At 36.7% G+C, this 18,289-nt stretch carries 19 protein-coding genes, 1 pseudogene and 1 CRISPR repeat array; of the genes and pseudogenes, 12 read left to right on the top strand and 8 right to left on the bottom strand.

The features are described 5' to 3' along the window. The first annotated feature begins 57 nt into the window (after window positions 1–57). From H964_RS12950 to H964_RS06160, 9 genes are all read left to right on the top strand, one after another. Window positions 58–603: a hypothetical protein gene (locus H964_RS12950; RefSeq protein WP_011915691.1), complete on the top strand. Its 546-nt coding sequence runs from the start codon at window positions 58–60 to the stop codon at window positions 601–603. A gap of 44 nt (window positions 604–647) precedes the next feature. After that, complete coding sequence (locus tag H964_RS12945) at window positions 648–785, top strand: hypothetical protein (RefSeq protein WP_237738225.1); 138 nt, start codon at window positions 648–650, stop codon at window positions 783–785. Window positions 786–829: 44 nt separating this feature from the next. After that, window positions 830–1,000, top strand: coding sequence for a hypothetical protein (locus tag H964_RS12940; protein ID WP_228369937.1), 171 nt, complete (start codon window positions 830–832; stop codon window positions 998–1,000). A gap of 114 nt (window positions 1,001–1,114) precedes the next feature. Next, window positions 1,115–3,595, top strand: coding sequence for a type III-A CRISPR-associated protein Cas10/Csm1 (cas10, locus tag H964_RS06185; protein WP_039765744.1), 2,481 nt, complete (start codon window positions 1,115–1,117; stop codon window positions 3,593–3,595). A 28-nt stretch (window positions 3,596–3,623) separates the two neighbouring features. Next, complete coding sequence (gene csm2, locus H964_RS06180) at window positions 3,624–4,037, top strand: type III-A CRISPR-associated protein Csm2 (protein ID WP_039765743.1); 414 nt, start codon at window positions 3,624–3,626, stop codon at window positions 4,035–4,037. Window positions 4,038–4,064: 27 nt separating this feature from the next. Then, window positions 4,065–4,865, top strand: a complete 801-nt coding sequence (gene csm3, locus H964_RS06175) for a type III-A CRISPR-associated RAMP protein Csm3 (RefSeq protein ID WP_039765741.1) — start codon at window positions 4,065–4,067, stop codon at window positions 4,863–4,865. Window positions 4,866–4,894: 29 nt separating this feature from the next. Further along, the gene (gene csm4, locus H964_RS06170) at window positions 4,895–5,902 is read left to right on the top strand and encodes a type III-A CRISPR-associated RAMP protein Csm4 (protein ID WP_039765739.1); all 1,008 of its coding nucleotides are present in this window, start codon (window positions 4,895–4,897) and stop codon (window positions 5,900–5,902) included. Next, window positions 5,889–7,061, top strand: a complete 1,173-nt coding sequence (gene csm5 / locus H964_RS06165; RefSeq protein WP_039765737.1) for a type III-A CRISPR-associated RAMP protein Csm5 — start codon at window positions 5,889–5,891, stop codon at window positions 7,059–7,061. The genes csm4 and csm5 overlap by 14 nt, the downstream gene beginning before the upstream one ends. An 18-nt stretch (window positions 7,062–7,079) precedes the next feature. Continuing rightward, on the top strand, window positions 7,080–7,682 hold the full coding sequence (locus tag H964_RS06160; RefSeq protein ID WP_039765734.1) for a hypothetical protein: 603 nt from the start codon (window positions 7,080–7,082) through the stop codon (window positions 7,680–7,682). Window positions 7,683–8,015: 333 nt separating this feature from the next. On the opposite strand, the gene H964_RS06150 is transcribed toward H964_RS06160, so the two are convergent. The 5 genes from H964_RS06150 to H964_RS06130 form a co-directional block, all read right to left on the bottom strand. Then, the gene (locus H964_RS06150; RefSeq protein WP_011915698.1) at window positions 8,016–8,432 is read right to left on the bottom strand and encodes a type II toxin-antitoxin system HicB family antitoxin; all 417 of its coding nucleotides are present in this window, start codon (window positions 8,430–8,432) and stop codon (window positions 8,016–8,018) included. Between the two features lie 88 nt (window positions 8,433–8,520). Next, window positions 8,521–8,703 carry a type II toxin-antitoxin system HicA family toxin gene (locus H964_RS06145; protein ID WP_011915699.1) on the bottom strand — a complete coding sequence of 61 codons (183 nt, stop codon included), beginning with the start codon at window positions 8,701–8,703 and terminating at the stop codon, window positions 8,521–8,523. 633 nt (window positions 8,704–9,336) lie between these two features. Next, the gene (locus tag H964_RS06140; protein ID WP_228369941.1) at window positions 9,337–10,371 is read right to left on the bottom strand and encodes an Rpn family recombination-promoting nuclease/putative transposase; all 1,035 of its coding nucleotides are present in this window, start codon (window positions 10,369–10,371) and stop codon (window positions 9,337–9,339) included. 175 nt (window positions 10,372–10,546) lie between these two features. Further along, window positions 10,547–10,909 (bottom strand): PIN domain-containing protein, encoded by a 363-nt coding sequence (locus H964_RS06135; RefSeq protein ID WP_202804052.1) that lies wholly within the window; start codon window positions 10,907–10,909, stop codon window positions 10,547–10,549. After that, window positions 10,872–11,144 carry a hypothetical protein gene (locus H964_RS06130; protein ID WP_011915702.1) on the bottom strand — a complete coding sequence of 91 codons (273 nt, stop codon included), beginning with the start codon at window positions 11,142–11,144 and terminating at the stop codon, window positions 10,872–10,874. Before H964_RS06130 ends, H964_RS06135 begins: the two co-directional genes overlap by 38 nt. Before the next feature lie 139 nt (window positions 11,145–11,283). After that, a CRISPR array of direct repeats spans window positions 11,284–12,107; the repeat unit is 30 nt; unit sequence GTTTCAATCCCCAAAGGGTAGGCTACAAAC. 466 nt (window positions 12,108–12,573) lie between these two features. Here H964_RS06130 and H964_RS06120 point away from each other — a divergent pair. From H964_RS06120 to csx1, 3 genes and pseudogenes are all read left to right on the top strand, one after another. Further along, the gene (locus H964_RS06120; protein ID WP_039765726.1) at window positions 12,574–13,743 is read left to right on the top strand and encodes a hypothetical protein; all 1,170 of its coding nucleotides are present in this window, start codon (window positions 12,574–12,576) and stop codon (window positions 13,741–13,743) included. A gap of 264 nt (window positions 13,744–14,007) precedes the next feature. After that, on the top strand, window positions 14,008–14,406 hold the full coding sequence (csx20, locus tag H964_RS06115) for a CRISPR-associated protein Csx20 (protein ID WP_039765725.1): 399 nt from the start codon (window positions 14,008–14,010) through the stop codon (window positions 14,404–14,406). 44 nt (window positions 14,407–14,450) lie between these two features. Further along, window positions 14,451–15,870: pseudogene (csx1, locus tag H964_RS06110) on the top strand (CRISPR-associated CARF protein Csx1). A 305-nt stretch (window positions 15,871–16,175) separates the two neighbouring features. Here the strand turns inward: csx1 and spoVAE are convergent. Genes spoVAE through spoVAC form a run of 3 tightly spaced genes read right to left on the bottom strand, consistent with a single transcriptional unit; the run spans window position 16,176 to window position 18,091 of the window. Further along, the gene (spoVAE, locus tag H964_RS06105; RefSeq protein WP_039765723.1) at window positions 16,176–16,529 is read right to left on the bottom strand and encodes a stage V sporulation protein AE; all 354 of its coding nucleotides are present in this window, start codon (window positions 16,527–16,529) and stop codon (window positions 16,176–16,178) included. 41 nt (window positions 16,530–16,570) lie between these two features. Further along, the gene (gene spoVAD / locus H964_RS06100; protein ID WP_039765720.1) at window positions 16,571–17,584 is read right to left on the bottom strand and encodes a stage V sporulation protein AD; all 1,014 of its coding nucleotides are present in this window, start codon (window positions 17,582–17,584) and stop codon (window positions 16,571–16,573) included. A 48-nt stretch (window positions 17,585–17,632) separates the two neighbouring features. Then, window positions 17,633–18,091, bottom strand: coding sequence for a stage V sporulation protein AC (spoVAC, locus tag H964_RS06095; RefSeq protein ID WP_039765717.1), 459 nt, complete (start codon window positions 18,089–18,091; stop codon window positions 17,633–17,635). Window positions 18,092–18,289: the final 198 nt, after the last annotated feature.

The following is an 18,289-nucleotide window of genomic DNA, read 5'->3' as shown; positions in this document are numbered from 1 at the left end:
GGAACAAGAAAATTGCCTACTCTAAAAAAGTTTAAAAGAAAAAAGGGGGAGTGTAAAATGGGAACAGTTACCTGTTCTGTGCTTGTAGGCACATCTCACCAGAACCACGGTGGAATCATTCCAGAGTATATCTTGAATCTTTGGGAAAATGATAAACCTGCATGGGTGCTAAGAAAAATTTCACAGGAAAACCGCTTTGAAGACGACAAGAAGAATAGCACAGACAGCACAATTGTCTGGATTCCCACTGTTGAGAACATGTTTGAGGACGCACTTTTGATGATAGGGATTTATATTCTCAGAGACAAAAATTTGGTTGAGCTTGCAAAAAAGTATTTTAAGAAAGACTTGAGCGAGAGGCTTATGCTTTATCAAGATATAGACCAACAAAACCTTGAAAAGCTTTATGAAACTTGCAGAAAAATAACGGCAAATTATAAGATTGTTGTAAGTGTTTTGGATGACTCTTCCATTAACAAAGAACGATTGAAGTGCCTGTATGATTATTCGATGGATTGTGAAGTTTTAAAAACAATTTATATAAGAGAGTTCAGCGCATGGACTGGCAGACAAGAAATAAGAGGAAGTCTTGAAGAAAATTAAATGAGCAATTTTTAAATGAGTTTCTAAAAGAAAGGTGAATAATAATGATATGGGACCCTTATTTAGAGTATTGTCTTTCACAAGCCTCAGAAGTAGAAAAAGTAGAAATTACTGAGCAAATAGAAGGAGTTTTCCTGCAAGCAAAAGAAGAGAACCTGCCGTTTATAAACTATCCTTTTTAAGGCTTATTGGCAAGAATATAGAAACAGGCGAGATATTGTTTTCTGTGAACTTAGAAAAGTCCTTTTTGGGCTTTATGTTTATTGGTGCACATGTAAAAAATGGTCATATCAATTTTGGATTAGCAAAAGGAATATCCGATTATGAAGATTTCAAGAAAAAGGCTCTTGAATGTGCAAGGGCAATTATTGAAAATAATTTGTTTGAACTTAAGTAAAATTTTTGCCTGTAAATATTTTCTTCAAAGATATTTTGTTGTATAATGGTATAAAGTGTATTGTTATTACTGAATCTGTCGAATACACAACAAAAAAGAAGGTGGGCAAGAAAGATGATTTTTTACAATGCTCATCAAACAGAAGAAGATAAGAACTTTGACTACACTCTTTTTCTTGGCGCAATCCTGCACGATATTGGCAAATTTTTTATGAGAACAGAAAACCAAGATGCTAAAAAGAACATCTCAAAAGAGTATGAAATGTTTTACAAGGGAGAAGGCAAATATTCACCGCGTCATCAGGAGTGGAGTGCGTTTTTTGTCGAACATTTTTTGCCAGAAAGTTTAAAAACGGTCACATCTCTTGTTCTGTATCATCACAGACCATCTTCATACCAGCAGTTTTTGATAAGCGTTGCTGACAAGATTTCGGCAAAAGTTGACAGAAAAGACTTAAGCGACGAAGAAGCAGCAGATGACAAGTCAAAGTACTTGATCTCTGTTTTGTCCCAAATAAGCCTTGATGAAAAAAAGGGAAATACGAAAACTCCTTATTATAAGCTTCTGAAAAAAAGGTATGAAGTTGAACCACCTTCCAAAAGTTTCAACACAGATGCAAAGGATGACTATCAAAACCTGTGGTCAGAGTTTTCAAAAAAGGTAAATGCTTTAAAAAATGGCTTTGGAAGCTCATTTGACTTAGAAGATTTTGCAACTGCCATTTACAACTTGCTTAGAATTTACACATACAACATTCCATCTGCTTTTTACTATTCGCAGCCTGACATATCCCTTTGGGCGCACAGCAAGTCAACTGCTGCAATTGCATTTTGTCTTGACAGGCAGCTGAAAAAAGAATTCTTGCAGGAAAATGAAAGGGTAAAAATTTTAGAGTCTATGAACACAAAACTTTTGCCTGGCAATGATTATTCAATAAAACGAGGGGATTATCCATATTTTTGTCTTGTCAAAGGTGATATATCCGGAATACAGGATTTTGTTTTTGACACAAAAATGGATGGCGCTTTAAAAGCGCTCAAAGCAAAGTCTTTTTATATTTCGTTTCTTCTTGACACAGTTGCAAAATATATTTTAAAAGAAGAGGAAGTGCCCATTTGTAACCTTATATTCAATGGCGGAGGGCATTTTTATCTTCTGATGCCTGCATACTTTGCAGAAAAACTTGAGCAGTATCAGAAAAAGATTGATAGGCTGTTATTTGAAGCACACAGAGGTTCAATTAGCATACTTCTTGATGCAGAAATAGTTGACCTTTACGATTTTGCAGGTAATTTTGGAGATTGCTTTGACAGAGTTTCATCGAAAATCTACAGGAAGAAAATTTCCAAGTTCAAAAGCATTATTGAACAGGAAAAATTAAAGTTTTTTGAGCCGCATGAGGACTATGAACAAAAATGTCCTCATTGTTCAAGGGAGCTAAAACCAAAACAAGATGATCCTGATTTTTGCGAATTTTGTGAAAGCTTTGTTGAGTTTGGCGACAGGCTTATGAAAAGCTATTTTGTCATAGATTCATGGGGAAAAGAAAAGGACTTTTCGGATTTTGATAGGGTAGAAGAGGTTTTTGAAGCATTTGGACGAAAGATTTTATTTTCAAACCACTATGAAAACATGGCAAGTACAATTGTTATTGACAGAAGTCGGCTTGAGTACTTGTTAGAAAGAAATGTAAATATTGAAAAAGGGAATAAATCAAATAAATTTGGATTTGAGATTGATTTTTATGAAGCTCTTGATATTTCAACACATGCACCTTTTAAAGATGAAGTTAGTCTAAAAACACTGGATGAGATATCAGATTCTTCAAAAGGAATAAAGACATGGGGGATTGTTCGCGGTGATGTGGACAATCTGGGGAAAATTTTCAAAGAAGGGCTTGGCAAAGACAATTCAATTTCAAGAGTGATGACTTTATCTGAGGAGTTTTCGCTGTTTTTTGGCTACTATTTCAACAGGCTTGTAAGTGAGCAGCAGGGCAATATTGTTGTTATTTATGCAGGTGGGGATGACTTTTGCATACTTGGCCAGTGGGATGTTCTTCCACAGACAGCGCACAGGATTTATACAGAGTTTAGAAGCTTTTCTTGTTGGAACTCTGATGTTACTCTTTCGATGGGCTTTGAAATAGCACCAGATAAAAAGTATCCAATTTACAGGGTTGCTATTGTGTGTGGAGAGCATCTGGACAAAGCCAAAGAGTACGAAAGAGAAGACGGTAAGAAGAAAGACTGCTTTGCATTTGGCGGCAATTTTGTCGGCTGGGAAGATTATGGGGATGTGGAAAAATTAAAAGAGGCAATTGCAGATTTAATTGGGAACAAAAACGTTTCAAAAGCGCTTATAAACGGCGTCTATGCCGTTTGCAATCTTAAAAAGGCGTCCTCAAGTTCTCAGGATGAACTTTTCAAATCGTGGAGGTTTGTATATTTCATGGCAAGGCTAAAAGAGAGGTATAAGAAGTATTCAAAAGAGCTTGAAGATGTTTTGCAAAAAATTATTGATAAAAAATCTAATTCTTTGTACAAACACTCTTACCTTGCAGCACGCTGGGCTGAGCTTGAACTGAGAAGGTAAAAATAAATTGCGGAGAGGTGAATTTGTTATGCCAGCGCAACAGAATGTAAATCCGATTGTTAGCTTGAAAAATGATATTTTAAGCAAGATCCAAACTGCGATTGACCCTTCAAAGGACAAAGATGGTACTGTTTTAGCTGAAGTTTCAGAAAAGACAGGTCGGCTTTTGAAAGATTGTGGTGTTACTGTTACTCAGCTGAGAAAAGTGTTTACAGAAGTAAAAAGACTTTCTGCTGATGATGAAAATTATAAATACAAATTAAATCTTTTGAAAGCAAAGCTTGCATACACAGCAGGAAGGTTTCCAAAAATAAAAGATTTCCATGAGATAGTTAACAAAGCAATTCCTGTGGCTTTGCAAAGCCCTGGTGCTTTGAGCAGGTTTAAAGACTTTTTTGAAGGCGCTGTTGCATATCACAAGTATTTTGGTGGAAGAGAATAATAATCACAAAAGGAGGAGACTATTGCCATGGATGTAATCTTAAAAGGAAAGTACATCATAAAGTGCAAGATAGAAGCTCAAACAGGTCTTCACATTGGTGAGGGCAACAACAGCCTTGAGATTGGTGGAATTGACAATGCAGTTGTAAAAGATGCAGAAGGCAAGCCTTACATTCCAGGTTCTTCTCTCAAGGGTAAGATGAGGGCATTGATGGAGTTTGCTGAGGGGAAGGTAAGAGATAATTTGCTTGTTGTGTCGGTCAAAAGGGAAGGCAAACCAGAGATATGCCTTCACATGTGCGATGATTTGAATTGTCCTGTATGCGGACTTTTTGGCAGAAACCATGGTTCTCATGATTTAAAAAGTGGTGGAAAAATAGATCTTACAGACGCAGTCATTCCAACAAGGCTCATTGTTCGCGATGCAAAGCTGATAGAAAGTTCCATCACAGAAGAGATGAAGGAGAACCTTGACCTTGAGTGGACAGAAGTGAAGTTTGAAAATAATATAGATAGAATAACATCAAAGGCAAATCCAAGACAGAGTGAAAGAGTTCCTGCAGGTGCACAGTTTTCAGCAGAGTTTGTCATAAACAGATTTCAAGTTGACAGCAAAGATGACCAGAAATACTACCTTGAAAAGTTTATCAAAGCAATGAAGCTATTAGAAGATGATTACCTTGGCGGGCAGGGTTCAAGAGGAAATGGAAAAGTAAAATTTGTTGATATAGAGATATTCTACAAGGATTCAAGCGATTATGAAAAAGACTCAAGTGAACTTCAGCCAATAGCGACGGCAAAAAGCCTTGATGAGCTAAAGCTTTCTTAACAAATTTTTTCTTTTAAAAGGTGATAGAAATGGACAAAAACAAAATTTGCAGAGCTGTGATGAGCTTTAAAGCACCTGTGCACATTGGCGAAAAGGAAAAACTATACAACATCACCAGAGCGTTTGCGCATTCAGACACGCTTATGTCTGGCATAATAAACGCATATTCGCTGCTTTACGGCAAAGATGAAACTGAAAAGCTGATTAGCAAATTCATAAACGGCACACCACCTTTTGAGGTTTCATCTACAATGCCGTATGTCAATTCGCAGTATTTTGTGCCTGTTCCTCTTGGCTTGAACATGGATGAGTACAAGAATAAAGGAATAATAAATGCCGAACATCAAAAGGAGCTCAAGAAAATAAAGTTTGTAAGAGAAAAGGATCTGTTAGAAGGCTTTTTATTCAAATACAGGCCGGCAGGAAGCTTTCTAATACCGCAAAGTGAGTTTGAAAATGGTAGGAAAAAGGCTTTTTCTCTTGGCAGGACAAAGGAAAGGGCAAGAGTTTCTATCGACAGGCAAACATCATCTTCTAACATATATTACTTTTCTCATTATGAGTTTGAAAAAGAATCAGGTTTGTGGTTCTATCTTAAGATTAACAACGAAGAGCAGGAAAATAAAATCAAAGCAGCAATAAGGCTTTTGGGCGATGAAGGACTTGGCGGCGATAGAACCTGCGGGCTTGGAAGTTTTAAAGTTGATTTTAAAGATGATGTACCGCAGTTCAAAAGCGATAAATCAAAATATTACATGAGTTTGTCCTTAGTTAATCCAAAAGATGAAGATGAGATAAAAAGCGTTGTGTTTTACGAGATTTTGACGCGAAGCGGATATGTCTACTCCAAAGCAGGGCTTGGGATAAAGAGAAAAACTGTAAGTGTGTTTGGCGAGGGTGCAGTGTTTTCCAGTAAAATATGTGGCAGAGTGGTTGATGTCACACCCGAGAAGTTTTTAAGTCACAAGGTGTACTGTTTTGGGCTTGCCTTTTTGGTTCCTCTGCCGGAAGGGGTGATGCTGTTTGGCAGCAGATAGCTTTGAAAGCAAAACATACGAGATTGAAGTTCTGACTCCCACAATCATAGGCGGACAGGATAAAATTCAGAGTTTTGAGTTTGTAAGAGAAGGAGAGTACTTGTACTTTTTGAACTTTGATAAGCTCTTTGAGCAAAACCTTTTTAAAGATAGCTTCATTGCAGAACTTTCACAAGGACTTTCATCAGGTTCAAAAGATTTCGATATAAAAGATATTTTACAAAAATATGGCATAGATTTTAAAAAGGCGGTAAAGTACAGTCTTAAACTTGAGGGTGTTAAAAGCCCTTACAGTGAAGTAGTTGCGTTTGTAAAAAGTGCAGGCAGGTTTTACATTCCAGGTTCGTCGCTAAAAGGGGCAATGAGATCTTTCATAACAAAAGGTCTTTCGAAAAATCTTTTGCAGCTTTATGAGAATGCGCTCTCAAATGCTTACCAGAAGGTGTTGAACGGAAACAGAGTTGATCCCAAGTTTGTAAGCCGTGAAGCAGATGAGAAGATTTTTGGAACTCCTTATGAATCGCCGTTCAAATACCTAAAGGTAAGCGACAGCAGCTTTGCAGATCATGAGAGCGCAGGGGTTTTTGAAATAAAAGTTTTGAACATTTGTTCAAATCAGGCAAAATGGTTTTCGAGAAAAGGTAATAGTGATGACCCAGGGCAGGCAACTGCCATTGTTGCTGAAGGATTGAAACCTGGTGTAAAGCTTTATGGAACTATCAAAGCTGAAAAAGATTTAATTGAAGGCAACAGCGCAGTTAAAGGGTTAAAGGGAAAGCTTTTGACAAGTGGAGCAACATCTTCACCATATGAGTTTATTGCCCAGATTTTAAGATCTGTTGCAAAGAATTATATCCAGAAAGAAATAAGCTTTTACTCAAAATATAATCAAAAGCAGATTGTTTCTGAGTATCAAAAACTCCTGAGCAATTTGGATTCTCTTGACAAAAATCAGTTTTTGCTCCAGATAGGATTTTCAACAGGATATCTTTCAAAAACTGTGGGAATATTTTTCAACAATAACCATTTTAGTCAACTTTCAAAAGTAGATACTCAGTCAAAAATCTATCCAAACATATTTCCAAAGTCACGACGGCTTTTGTTCAAGAACGGGCAGGTTTGGACAGTTCCAGGGTGGATAAAAGTAACTATAAAATGAACGGGCTGTGATGAAAAAATGGCAAAATACTTTACATTTCATTTCTGGGCAAGGGAGGATGGCGTATTTTTGCCATCCTCTTATTACTCTAAGGTATATGAAGCTTTGAAAAGTCTTCTTGCCACAGAGCATTTTACCATCTCACCCATTAGAACAAAAAACAAAAAAGAAGTTGAAGATGGCATATGGGTGTTCGAAGATTTTAGAATATACCTTGCCACACCTTTTTTAGAGCTTGTTACACAGAACATATTAAAGATTTATGAAAATTTAAATGCTTTGTTTGATGATATTTACTTGAAGAGAATTTCATGCAGGACCCAGCAACCAAAGACAATTGGAAATTTGTTAAGTGGAGTGTTTGCTCAAAAAGACGGTGCTTGCTTAGAATATGACAGGCAGCCAGAGATTTTTTCAGAGATGCTAAGAAGACATCTTTTGAGCATATACTATCAAAAGTTTGGAGTATACCCGGAAGACCAGAGGTTTTTCTTTGTGATAAAAGATGGTCTGAAGAAACAGCATTTGATTGAATCGAGAATTGAGTATTTTGGCAAGTATGAAATTTTTGCCTCAAAAGAACTTCTGGAAATGTTTTGTCAAACGTTTTGTGTAAAATGAGCATGGGCAAGAAAAAAGCTTATTGAATTAAATTGTACTTAAATAGAGATAAAAGGGAAGAAATATTTTAAAAAACAAAGGATAAAAGTAAGCTGGAGAAATACTGAATGTGATGAAGATAAAGGGGCCGAAAAATTTCATCACATATGAGGAAGGCTTAGAATTTATTGGTATAAGGAAATGATGTAGTGACAAAATTGAGGTCCATATTTTGTCAATCCCAGCCCTCTCAAGCTTTTTGGGTTTTAAACTGACAAAGTCAAGAAAATTTGAGGCAAGAAAATAAATAATTGAGATTAAAATATAAAAAGGGAGAGGAAACATTCTCTCCCTTTAAGCTTGTAAACGTTCTTTTATGCCAAGCTTTACTTTTAAGGCTTCTTGAAGAACTTGAGAAAAATTAATGTGAGCTTCTTCAGCAGCTTTATTTAACCACCTTGGTAATGTTACAGTTTTGTTTACACTTTTATTTGCCATTTCTTCCCTCACTGGTGGCATATAGACAATAATTGGAACGACAAAAGCTCCTCTCGGAATATCTAATTTTTCTGGTGGTGTGGGTTCGGGGATTTCTTCATTATCTTCTTCTAAACCATAAAGGTGTAGTTCTAATGCCTCTTTAGCCATATATAGAGCTTCTTCAAGTGTTTCTCCTTCTGTTATACATCCAGGCAAATCAGGGAAAGTAACACAATATCCACCGTTTTCACCTGGCTCAAAAACTGCTGGGAAAATATATTTGTCTGCCATAATAAACCTCCTTTCTTTTATGGTGTACCTCAAAACAGTTAACTTCCAGAAAGTTAAACTCTATGTTAATATCTTAAGCAACAGGGTTTTATTTTAACCCTGCTTGCTTAAGAATACTGTTTAGTGTCTTTGGGTCAAGGTCCTTGTTGTGATATGGAACTGTCACTAATCCTTTTTTAACAGGGTGCCTAAACTGTTTGTGTGAACCTTTTTGTCTAACTTCATACCATCCGTCTTCTTCAAGTATTTTTATTAATTCTTTGGGTTTCAAATTCACCTCCTCCTTACAGCTATATTATAACACGTGTTAATTACACGTGTCAATAGGCTTTTAAAAAATTTCAGGAAAAATTTTTTAGCTTTATATGATATCATAGTAGTGTGTTGATATGCTACGTTGCACGCAGCGATGTTATTCGCTGACGCAGTGCAGCAGCAAAACCGAATACAAAGCTCCACATTTGAGGGGCTTTTTTTATTGTTGATAGAGTGGTTTCAATCCCCAAAGGGCAGGCTACAAACACGTAAAAAAGCTTGATTTTATTATATCAAGATTATGCACCCCTGTCAATGTTTTTATATCAAAACATCTGTGGAAAACTCACATCAAGCCAGAAAAATCAAGCTATATAGCCACCTCAAAGCCTTCCGTCTATCCAGCTGCTGCCAGAAACTTTGCAAAAACCATGTCAAATCTTTATGAAACCGCATACAAATCAAACCTTAAAATTTTACTACCTGAGGTCGACAGATGTGACTTTTGGTCAAAATGAAATAATATAAATTGTCTTTCGAATAATAACTCAAAAGTTGAAATCTCTATTCTGCTGCTTGCTAAAACAATAAAAGCCACAAGCAGCACCAAAAAATGCTTGTGGCAAAAGGATATTTTTCAAAATTTCAATCAATTTCTATGCTTTGCACGAAGTTCTTTTATTCTCTCAAGCGAAAGCCCTGTAATCTCTGCTATCTCCTCATCTTTGTAACCTTTTAAAATCATCCTCTCAGCTGTCTCTATTCTGCTCTGCTCAAAACCTTGCTGAAGTCCTTGCTGAAGCCCTTGCTGCAGTCCTTCAAAAATCAACTCTTCTCTTATCTTTCTCAAATTCTGAAATAGTGGCATAACTTTTTCACCCCCTCTTACACTCTCATCAATCGCTCTTTTAGCAGCCTCAACTTCTATCTCATCAAGCTCCTTCAAAGCAGCTGGCAAACATACCTTCAATACCTCTATCTCCTTCTCCTCTGCACCCAATAAATATTCTCCAAGCTCTAAAATTAGTCTCTCTAACTCCTCATACCTTTTTATCCTGTTGAGCTTCAATATTAAGCTCAGTATGTCTTTTACCTGCAAAATGCTTTCTGCTTGGTTTAAGTCAATCAATATATACTCAAAATCAATTACGCAATTTCCAAACTCCTCAAATCCTAAAATCTTTTCCTTAAGTCTTCTTGCGGCTGTCCACCTGTCTTCCCCGTCGTAAAATACTATCGGCACAACTGCCGGCAATGTAAATCCCTTTTTCTTTATTTCCCCTCTGTCAAAATCCTTGATATAGTCTCTGTATATATCTGTGATGTAAAACAAAAGCCTCAAGGGCATTGAATGGTCAACTGAAGACTGGTGTTCAAACAAAATGTAAAAGATAATTTCTTTTTCTTTTAGGCTTACTTTGTAAAGCAAATCACTTTCTTCTTGAGAAAAATCAGGTAGCACATAGCTTTTGTCAATTCTTTCAAGCTGGTCTTCTGTGAGGTTTTTGAATATTCCAATCTCATCAAGCCTTTTCAAAAGCCTGAGGAAAATGCTTTTGTTAGAGAATATGTATTTGTACTCAAGGTCGTTTATGTTATGAGGGAGCTGGTTATTATTCATTGTTTTCACCTGAGGAGTTATTCTGAAAACATTATAGCAGATGGGAAGGGAAATATCAAACATATTTTCTTATCCTCTTCTTCCGCATCAATCCCCAAAGGGCAGGCTACAAATCACAAGGTTCGATAGCGGTCAAGAGGGATAAAGAGCATTTAAATCCCCAAAGTAAAGGCTACAGAATTTTTGTTGCCATAGGAGTGTATTTTATTATGAATACAAAAGTTTTTCGAGTCTTTTATCAAATTGTATAGACTGTATAACCTTTGCATTTGTTTTGGGCAACTAATATAGCATCAACAAAATCAATGCTTTTATCTACATAAACTTTTAGCGCCTCAGTTAACACTTCTAAGTCTTGAACAAAGATATTTGGATGATTAAATAATTTTATCAACGTGTTGCAAATGTCTTTCCTTTCTACTTTGTAAACTTTTTCTAACACGTAAACAATTTCGGCAACTACTTCATTCAAAATTAATACTTCATTGTTTTTGATAATTTCCTTGGCAATTTGATTAAGCTCAGCAATGTCATTTAGTAAAAAACGCAGAATCACATTGGCATCAATTAGTTTTAAAATTTTCTTCTTGTTCTTTCTCATATATTTCCCTCACAGTATTCTTCCATGCTTCTTCTTCACTGGGGATTAAATTAGGGTTTTTATATTTGCCAAACACACCAGACAATTCGTTTAGAATTTCATCACCTTTTTTACTTTTTTTTCTTTTATTTGAAGGTATTCTGACTATCAGTTCAACAGGCATATTTTTTGCTGCTTCTGGAATGTCCACTATTTTCTCAAGTTGATAGCCATTTACTATTTTCCTAATTATCATTTTATTCACCTTTTAATAAAACTACTTCTAACAATAAATTTTAACATATCGGAAAAAAGTGTTCAATCAAACAAACCAAGAAGAACACTTAATTTTATTGATACTATAGATACAGGAATTTTGCAATCTCAACCACAGCGTTTCAATCCCCAAAGGGCAGGCTACAAACCCAGTTCCCCAAAAGCGAGCGTTACACGTTGGCGGCGTTTCAATCCCCAAAGGGTAGGCTACAAACTCGGTTGAATACGGCGAGAAATGGCTTGATGACCTGTTTCAATCCCCAAAGGGTAGGCTACAAACCCCCGAGAATCCGAATCCTAATCCGAATACGAATAGTTTCAATCCCCAAAGGGTAGGCTACAAACCTCTATGGATAACTTGCAAAAATTATCCACAGCCTGTGTTTCAATCCCCAAAGGGTAGGCTACAAACATGCAATTACACCACCACGGCCAGAACGCATAGAAAGTTTCAATCCCCAAAGGGTAGGCTACAAACGCAAGATATATGCTCTTACAATTTCTTTACAAGCAGTTTCAATCCCCAAAGGGTAGGCTACAAACATAGTGCTGGTTGGTCGATTCGTAAAATAAGTAGTGGTTTCAATCCCCAAAGGGTAGGCTACAAACCAAGCAAGCAGCATTGCAGGTTGAAAAAGCTCAGCTGTTTCAATCCCCAAAGGGTAGGCTACAAACTCAGTACCAAAATGGAATTATGACCGATTTCATAGTGTTTCAATCCCCAAAGGGTAGGCTACAAACCATAAATTTGTTTAATTTTGGATAGTGCTTCTTCTGGAGTTTCAATCCCCAAAGGGTAGGCTACAAACAAGGCGAGGCAAGCGGCGGGCAGGGGGCCAAATTTTGTTTCAATCCCCAAAGGGTAGGCTACAAACAAAGGTTCAGCTGAGAAAGTGTTTACTGGACATTCAACGTTTCAATCCCCAAAGGGTAGGCTACAAACACGTCAAAAAGCTTGATTTTATTATATCAAGATTATACACCCCTGTCAATGTTTTTATATCAAAACATCTGTGGGAAACTCACATCAAGCCAGAAAAATCAAGCTATATAGCCACCTCAAAGTCTTCCGTCTATCCAGCTGCTGCCAGAAACTTTGCAAAAACCATGTCAAATCTTCTTGAAACCGCATACAGATCAAATCTTAAAATTTTACTACCTGAGGTCGACAGATGTGACTTTTGGTCAAAATGAAATTATATTCTATTTGTGTGTTTTAAAAATACAAATTGTTAATCACCCATCTTGTGATTTTGCGGAGTAGTTATAGGTAACCAAGTATGAGTTTAATTGAAGCAGCCCAGTAAAAGAATTTAACATGAAATCAACTTCGCATATTTTTTGAACTGAAAAAACCAAAATAATAAATAAAATACAAATTGTAGGTAAAATTTAGGGGAGTTGGGAAAATGAAGAAGAAATTTGTAAAGGTGTTGAGTTTAACTTTAACATTGGCTTTGATTTGCCTTTTTAGTCATACCATTTCATATGCGTTGACTTCGCCTGTGACGGTTAAGCTTTCAGACTATAAAGTTTATATAGATGGCGTTCAGTTGCCTGTTTACAGTGTTAATGGTAACTTGATGGTCAATGTTTTTCATTTAGATTACTATGGCTACAAAATTCTAAGTTCTGAAAATGGAGTTTATTGTTTCAGACAGCTTGGAGAGTCAGTAGTTGGTGTACCTCGCAGCAAATGGAACGAAAAAATTAATACAGTTAACATCAAACCTAAAAACTGGTGCATTTTAAATGGTCAGCAGGTACCGGTATTGTATTTGAATAAACAACCTTTTATATTTCTAAATGAACTTTACAGGAAAAACGGTGTAAAAATGAATGGCAAAAGGGTAGATATTGTTTTAGGAATCTTGGATGGAGAGCAAAAAACTTCTGAGTATTATGACCAGTTAAATTTTTTGTTGAAAATACTAAAGAATGATACCAAAATAGTGGAATATACAATAGCTTATGCATATTATGACCCAAAAAAGAGGAAAAGCTATTTAGGAACAAGTGAGGATATCGACGAGTTATTTGATGAAATGGAAAAAAATGATTATACTCTATTACAATACTATGTTCTTGGCTGTACTTATTACGACAGTGACTATGATAAGCAAGTTTACGTTTTTGAAGATTGTGTTGACCTGATAAAATACTACACTACTCAAGAATATATCAACAAGTTAAGATTTATATTTGGATTGTATCAAAAGGCTAACAACAACTGTCCAATATATGTAAATAGCACCGAAGTAGACACCAAGACTTACAATTTTCCAGTTGCTAAAATTGAACTTTTTAATCTTTCTTTAACTCCTGTTGATGCGATAGAACTTTCGTTTTCGTGTTTAACAATTTTTGGTCAGCCGGCAAAAGACAGCAGTGGCTCAATGCAGTATACAGGAATAAAACAAAACATTTGCATACCTGCGCTTGACAACTACATGACATTATGGGATTTGTCGAAATATTCTTCTGTGGGTAAAATTTCAAATGTTGTGATAAAAAGATTGCATTTTATTGACGACAGTATATGGATAAATCAAAAGTCAACAGGTGGAAAGAGTTTTTAAAGATACTTTAAAAAACCTCTTGTATTTGCAACAGTTTTGGTTCTGTTCTTTAGTTGTTAAAGGGCTTTTGAGAGGGATTAAGAAAAGAACTTCAAGGTGCTTTAAAATGTGATATACTGATTTTTATAAAGAAAACTAAGTATATACAGATTTGAACAGGAAAAGAGGATTGTTTTTTACTCCTCTTTCCCGCCTTTTTTATGAAATCAATATTCAACTTTTTGGCAAAGTAGTATATAATTTGAATTAAAGGAGTGAAAAGTTTTGAATAGGCTGTTTTTGATATTTAGTCACATTCTCACAGAAGAACAGGAAAAAGAAGCAAGAGAGGTGCTTGGGGTTGAGGAGATAATTTCACTTCCTCAAGATTTGCAGAATTTTTGGAGCAACATACCGCCGGATGTTGATTTAAATGAGGAAATGTTCAAGCCTATTGTTTCATTTTTGAGTAGAAACAAAAGCCAAAACCTCAACTACTGCCTCATTCAAGGAGATTTTGGCGCAACAGTATATCTTGTCAGCTGGTGCTTCAAAAATGGTTTTATTCCTATTTATGCCACAACTAAAAGAACAGCTCAAGAAGTTATAAAGCCAGACGGTTCTGTTGAATTAATAAAGATCTTCAAGCATGAGAGATTCAGAAGATATATCCTTTGCAGCTAAAAAAATTTTGTCTGCAAACCTTTTTTGAAGAAAGGGGTTTTTATATGAAGATTATTTACCAAATTGGGCGATTTGACAATCCCAAAGCTGCGCTAAAAGACTTTTTTATAACCAAATTTAATGATGAGGTTGTAAACTTTTCAAAAGTTTCAGAGCTTTCCAGCTTTGTTTTAAGGGATTTTTTAAGACAGCAAGGGCAAGAGGCAAAAGCAGCCGTGATTTATCCTGTCAGCATTGTTCTAAATGAAAGGCTCAAAGATTGGGTAGAAGATGACTCATTATAAGAGGAACTGGAAAGGATATATGAAAATCCTTCAGAATATCTCAAATCTCCTTTTGGAATAATAGACAGGCTTCCTCTTGAGAGGCTGAGAGATGAAACAGTTGTGATTCATTCGCTTGGGACATATCTTAAAAATATAGAGCTTGATGGTAGCTATGACGATATAGTCCTTGAGATTCTGTTTGACATGATAGAAAGGTATATGAATGAAGATGTGGATGAGATTTATCTTGACATCTCAAGTGGGCACAACATATACATATCAGCAATGATAGAGGCATCAAGGCATTTTGCGGTTTTTACAAGACTTATGCACTGGATTCATGAAGAAAAGCGTCCAAAGATATACCTTACGTTTTCAGACCCTATTATAGGAAGCACAGCAGAATCTTTTGAGATACATATTCAGCCACAGAGCTATACAGCTTTTTTCTCATCCCCGATCAGCAAAAAAGAAGCCTGCGACCACAACTTTTCGTTTTTGAGAAATATCTATCAAGAGCCACAAGATGACCAGAAAGGTAACAATAAAGTTTTGCAAAAGCAACAAATACGACAGAAGAGAAAGTCTTTGAAAGAAAAGATAGAAATGTTTACCATTTTATTTTCAGCAATCAAAAATAACGTTCCACTGTATTTGTACTACCATCCATACCATTCTATAGATGAGATTAAAAATGAACTTAAAAATCTCATCAGCCATGCAAAAGACCAGCTTTTAAAAGACTTTAAAAGCTCTCCAAAGCTCAACAAAAAAGCATACTTAGATGCAATTTTGAGTTTGGGATTTTACATGGGCATTGTTGAGGTTTTAGAGAAATACAACATCACAATGTTTTGCCAAGAGACTGGGTTTGATTTGGAGAATCTTGGGAAGACTTTTGCAGAGATTTATACAATATTTGGTATTCCGATGAACTGGACAATGCTTGGCAATGAGATTTCAAACGACACTGAAAAGATACAGGCGTATGGTGAGACTCAGCAGTGGACAAGGCTTAGAAAAATTGTCGACCCAACAAAACCAATTGCCGATGAGCCAGACAAGAGAAATTTCTTTGCACATTCAGGGTGAAGGCAATGTCACAGAAGTCAAGTACGACGGCCTCAAAGTGTATGTTAGATATATTCAGGGACTTCCACAGGGCATGATAGACTGCTGGTTGAAAGAAAGAGTGTGAAATATGTTGATTTATCACAGTAAAATTGTAAGGCTTGCGGGCAGCTTGGCAAATCTTCCCGCAAGCCTTTTTTATTTGGCTGCGTCTGCTTTGGAATTTTTTAGACATTTATGTAAAAGAAAATTTTCTGTCTTTTCTTTCTCAGGGTTGTTTTTTGAGTAGCTTACTATTTGGAAAAATTTCAATCCCCAAAGGGCAGGCTACAAACCGAGCCGTTTTTTGCCAAAATCCTCATTATTCTGAATGCCTTCTCCCTCTTGCATGACCTTATCTGCAAGTGTTCCATGAATTACATTTCCGAAATTCTACTTACTCTTAGGATTAAAAATAAGCGCTATTACATACCCAAAAAACACAGCTGCGGCAATACCGCCAGCTGTCCTTGACACTCCCCCTGTGAAGGCTCCTATTAGCCCAATTTTCTTCACCTCTTCAATAGCACCTTTTGCTAAAGAATATCCAAAGCCAGGAAGAGGGACTGTTGCCCCAGCACCTGCAATATCAATAAGCTTTTGGTAAAGCCCAAGACCTTGCAACATTGCGCCAAGGGTTACAAAGAGCACAAGCACTCTTGCGGATGTCAGCTTTGTCTTGTCAATCAAAATCTGACCAGCAACACAGATAAGCCCGCCAACTACAAATGCCATTAAATAATCCATTTGTCATCATCACCTCTACAAAAGCAGATACATCAAAGGATTTACTCAATCTCAATTGAAAGTGCATGAGCAATCACAGGGATACTTTCACCAAGCTGGACTGTTGAAGAAGACAAAAGAGCACCAGTTGGTACAATGAGAATTCTTTTGAAAGTTTTTTGAAGCATGAGCTTGTAAAAGTATCCACCAAATACGCACGCAGAGGCGGCACAGCCGCTTGCTCCAGCTCCTGTGTCTTGTGTCTTTTGGTCGAACATCAAAATCCCACAGTCCAAAAGCTCAAATGACAAGGTTTTTCCTTCTTTTTTGAAAAGCTCTTCAAGAAGCTTTCTTCCCACGTATCCTAAATCACCTGTGACAATTATGTCGTAGTAGGTAAAATCTCTTTTTGTATCCTCAAGGTGCGTTGTGATTGTGTCAAACGCAGCAGGTGCCATACACGCACCCATGTTGTTCGAGTCTTTTATACCATAGTCCAAGATTTTTCCAACTGTAAAGTGAGTGATTTTAGGCTTTTGAGTGCCATCCTCAGGCTTTATCAAAAACGACGCTGCGCCTGTGACAGTCCACTGTGCTGTCGGGGGGCGCTGGCAACCAAGCTCCAAAGGGTATCTGAACTGCTTTTCAGCAGAGCAAAAGTGAGATGATGTTGCAGCAATTACGTTTTTTGCAAACCCAGCGTCAACAAACACACACGCAAGCCCAACAGAGAGTGCAAAAGTTGAACATGCGCCATAAAGCCCTATAAATGGAATATCCAAATCTCTTATGGCAAAGTGAGAGCTTGTGAGCTGGTTCAAAAGGTCGCCGCTTAAGATCAGGTCAACCTCATCAGGAGGAAAACCACTTTTTTGAATAAGTTTTGAAATTGCTATGTTCAGAAGCTTTCCTTCCGCAAGCTCCCAAGATTTTTGCCCGGCATACTCATCTTCAACTACCATGTCAAAGAAAATTCCAAGCGGACCTTCTCCTTCCTTTTTACCAACAATGGTAAAACAGTCTGAGATTATAGGGCAGTTTTCAAACTTGAAAGTAGATTTTCCAACCTTTTTCAATCTGCCAAAGCCCCCTTTGCTGGCTTCTTAGTTCAGCCTTGAGGCCAATTAAATCTTTGGAAAAATTTTGACAAAATAGTACACAAGACCAATTAGTATTGAGGTAGATATTCCATAGACCAATACAGGTCCTGCAATCAAAAACATTTTGCTACCAACTCCAAACACAAATCCTTCCTTTTTGTACTCAACAGCAGGTGAGACAATTGAGTTTGCAAACCCGGTGATTGGAACAATGCTGCCAGCCCCTGCAAACCTGCCTATTTTGTCATACACGCCAATTCCTGTCAAAAACGCGCCAAGGAAAATCATTGTGATGGATGTAAGTGTCTGTGCCTCATCTTTTGGAAAGTACATTGAATATAGGTTTAAAAAGGCTTGACCAATATCACAAATAATTCCACCGACAACAAAGGCAAATATGCAGTTTTTGAGAAGGTTTGTTTTTAGCTCATGGGCTTTTACCATATCTTGATACTCTTTTGCCTTCTTTTCTTTAAGGTTCACCTCTATAGATTCCTCCTTAAAAAATGGATTTCAAAAAGATATTATTTTAAGTTTTTTTGAGATTTATGCACATCCAAATGAGATTTGCAGTCATCTGAGCGACATTTGATAGCAAATCTCACTCAGAATAACCAAACAAACATTCGTATAATTTTTGAAAGTGGCACAGCTACCCGATAAAATAGAAGCTGTAGAAAG

It is taken from the genome of Caldicellulosiruptor sp. F32 (genome assembly GCF_000404025.1).
Taxonomy (GTDB): Bacteria; Bacillota; Thermoanaerobacteria; order Caldicellulosiruptorales; family Caldicellulosiruptoraceae; genus Caldicellulosiruptor; species Caldicellulosiruptor saccharolyticus.
Note: the sequence above shows the minus strand (reverse complement) of the source record. Positions and strands in the feature narration are given on the sequence as shown.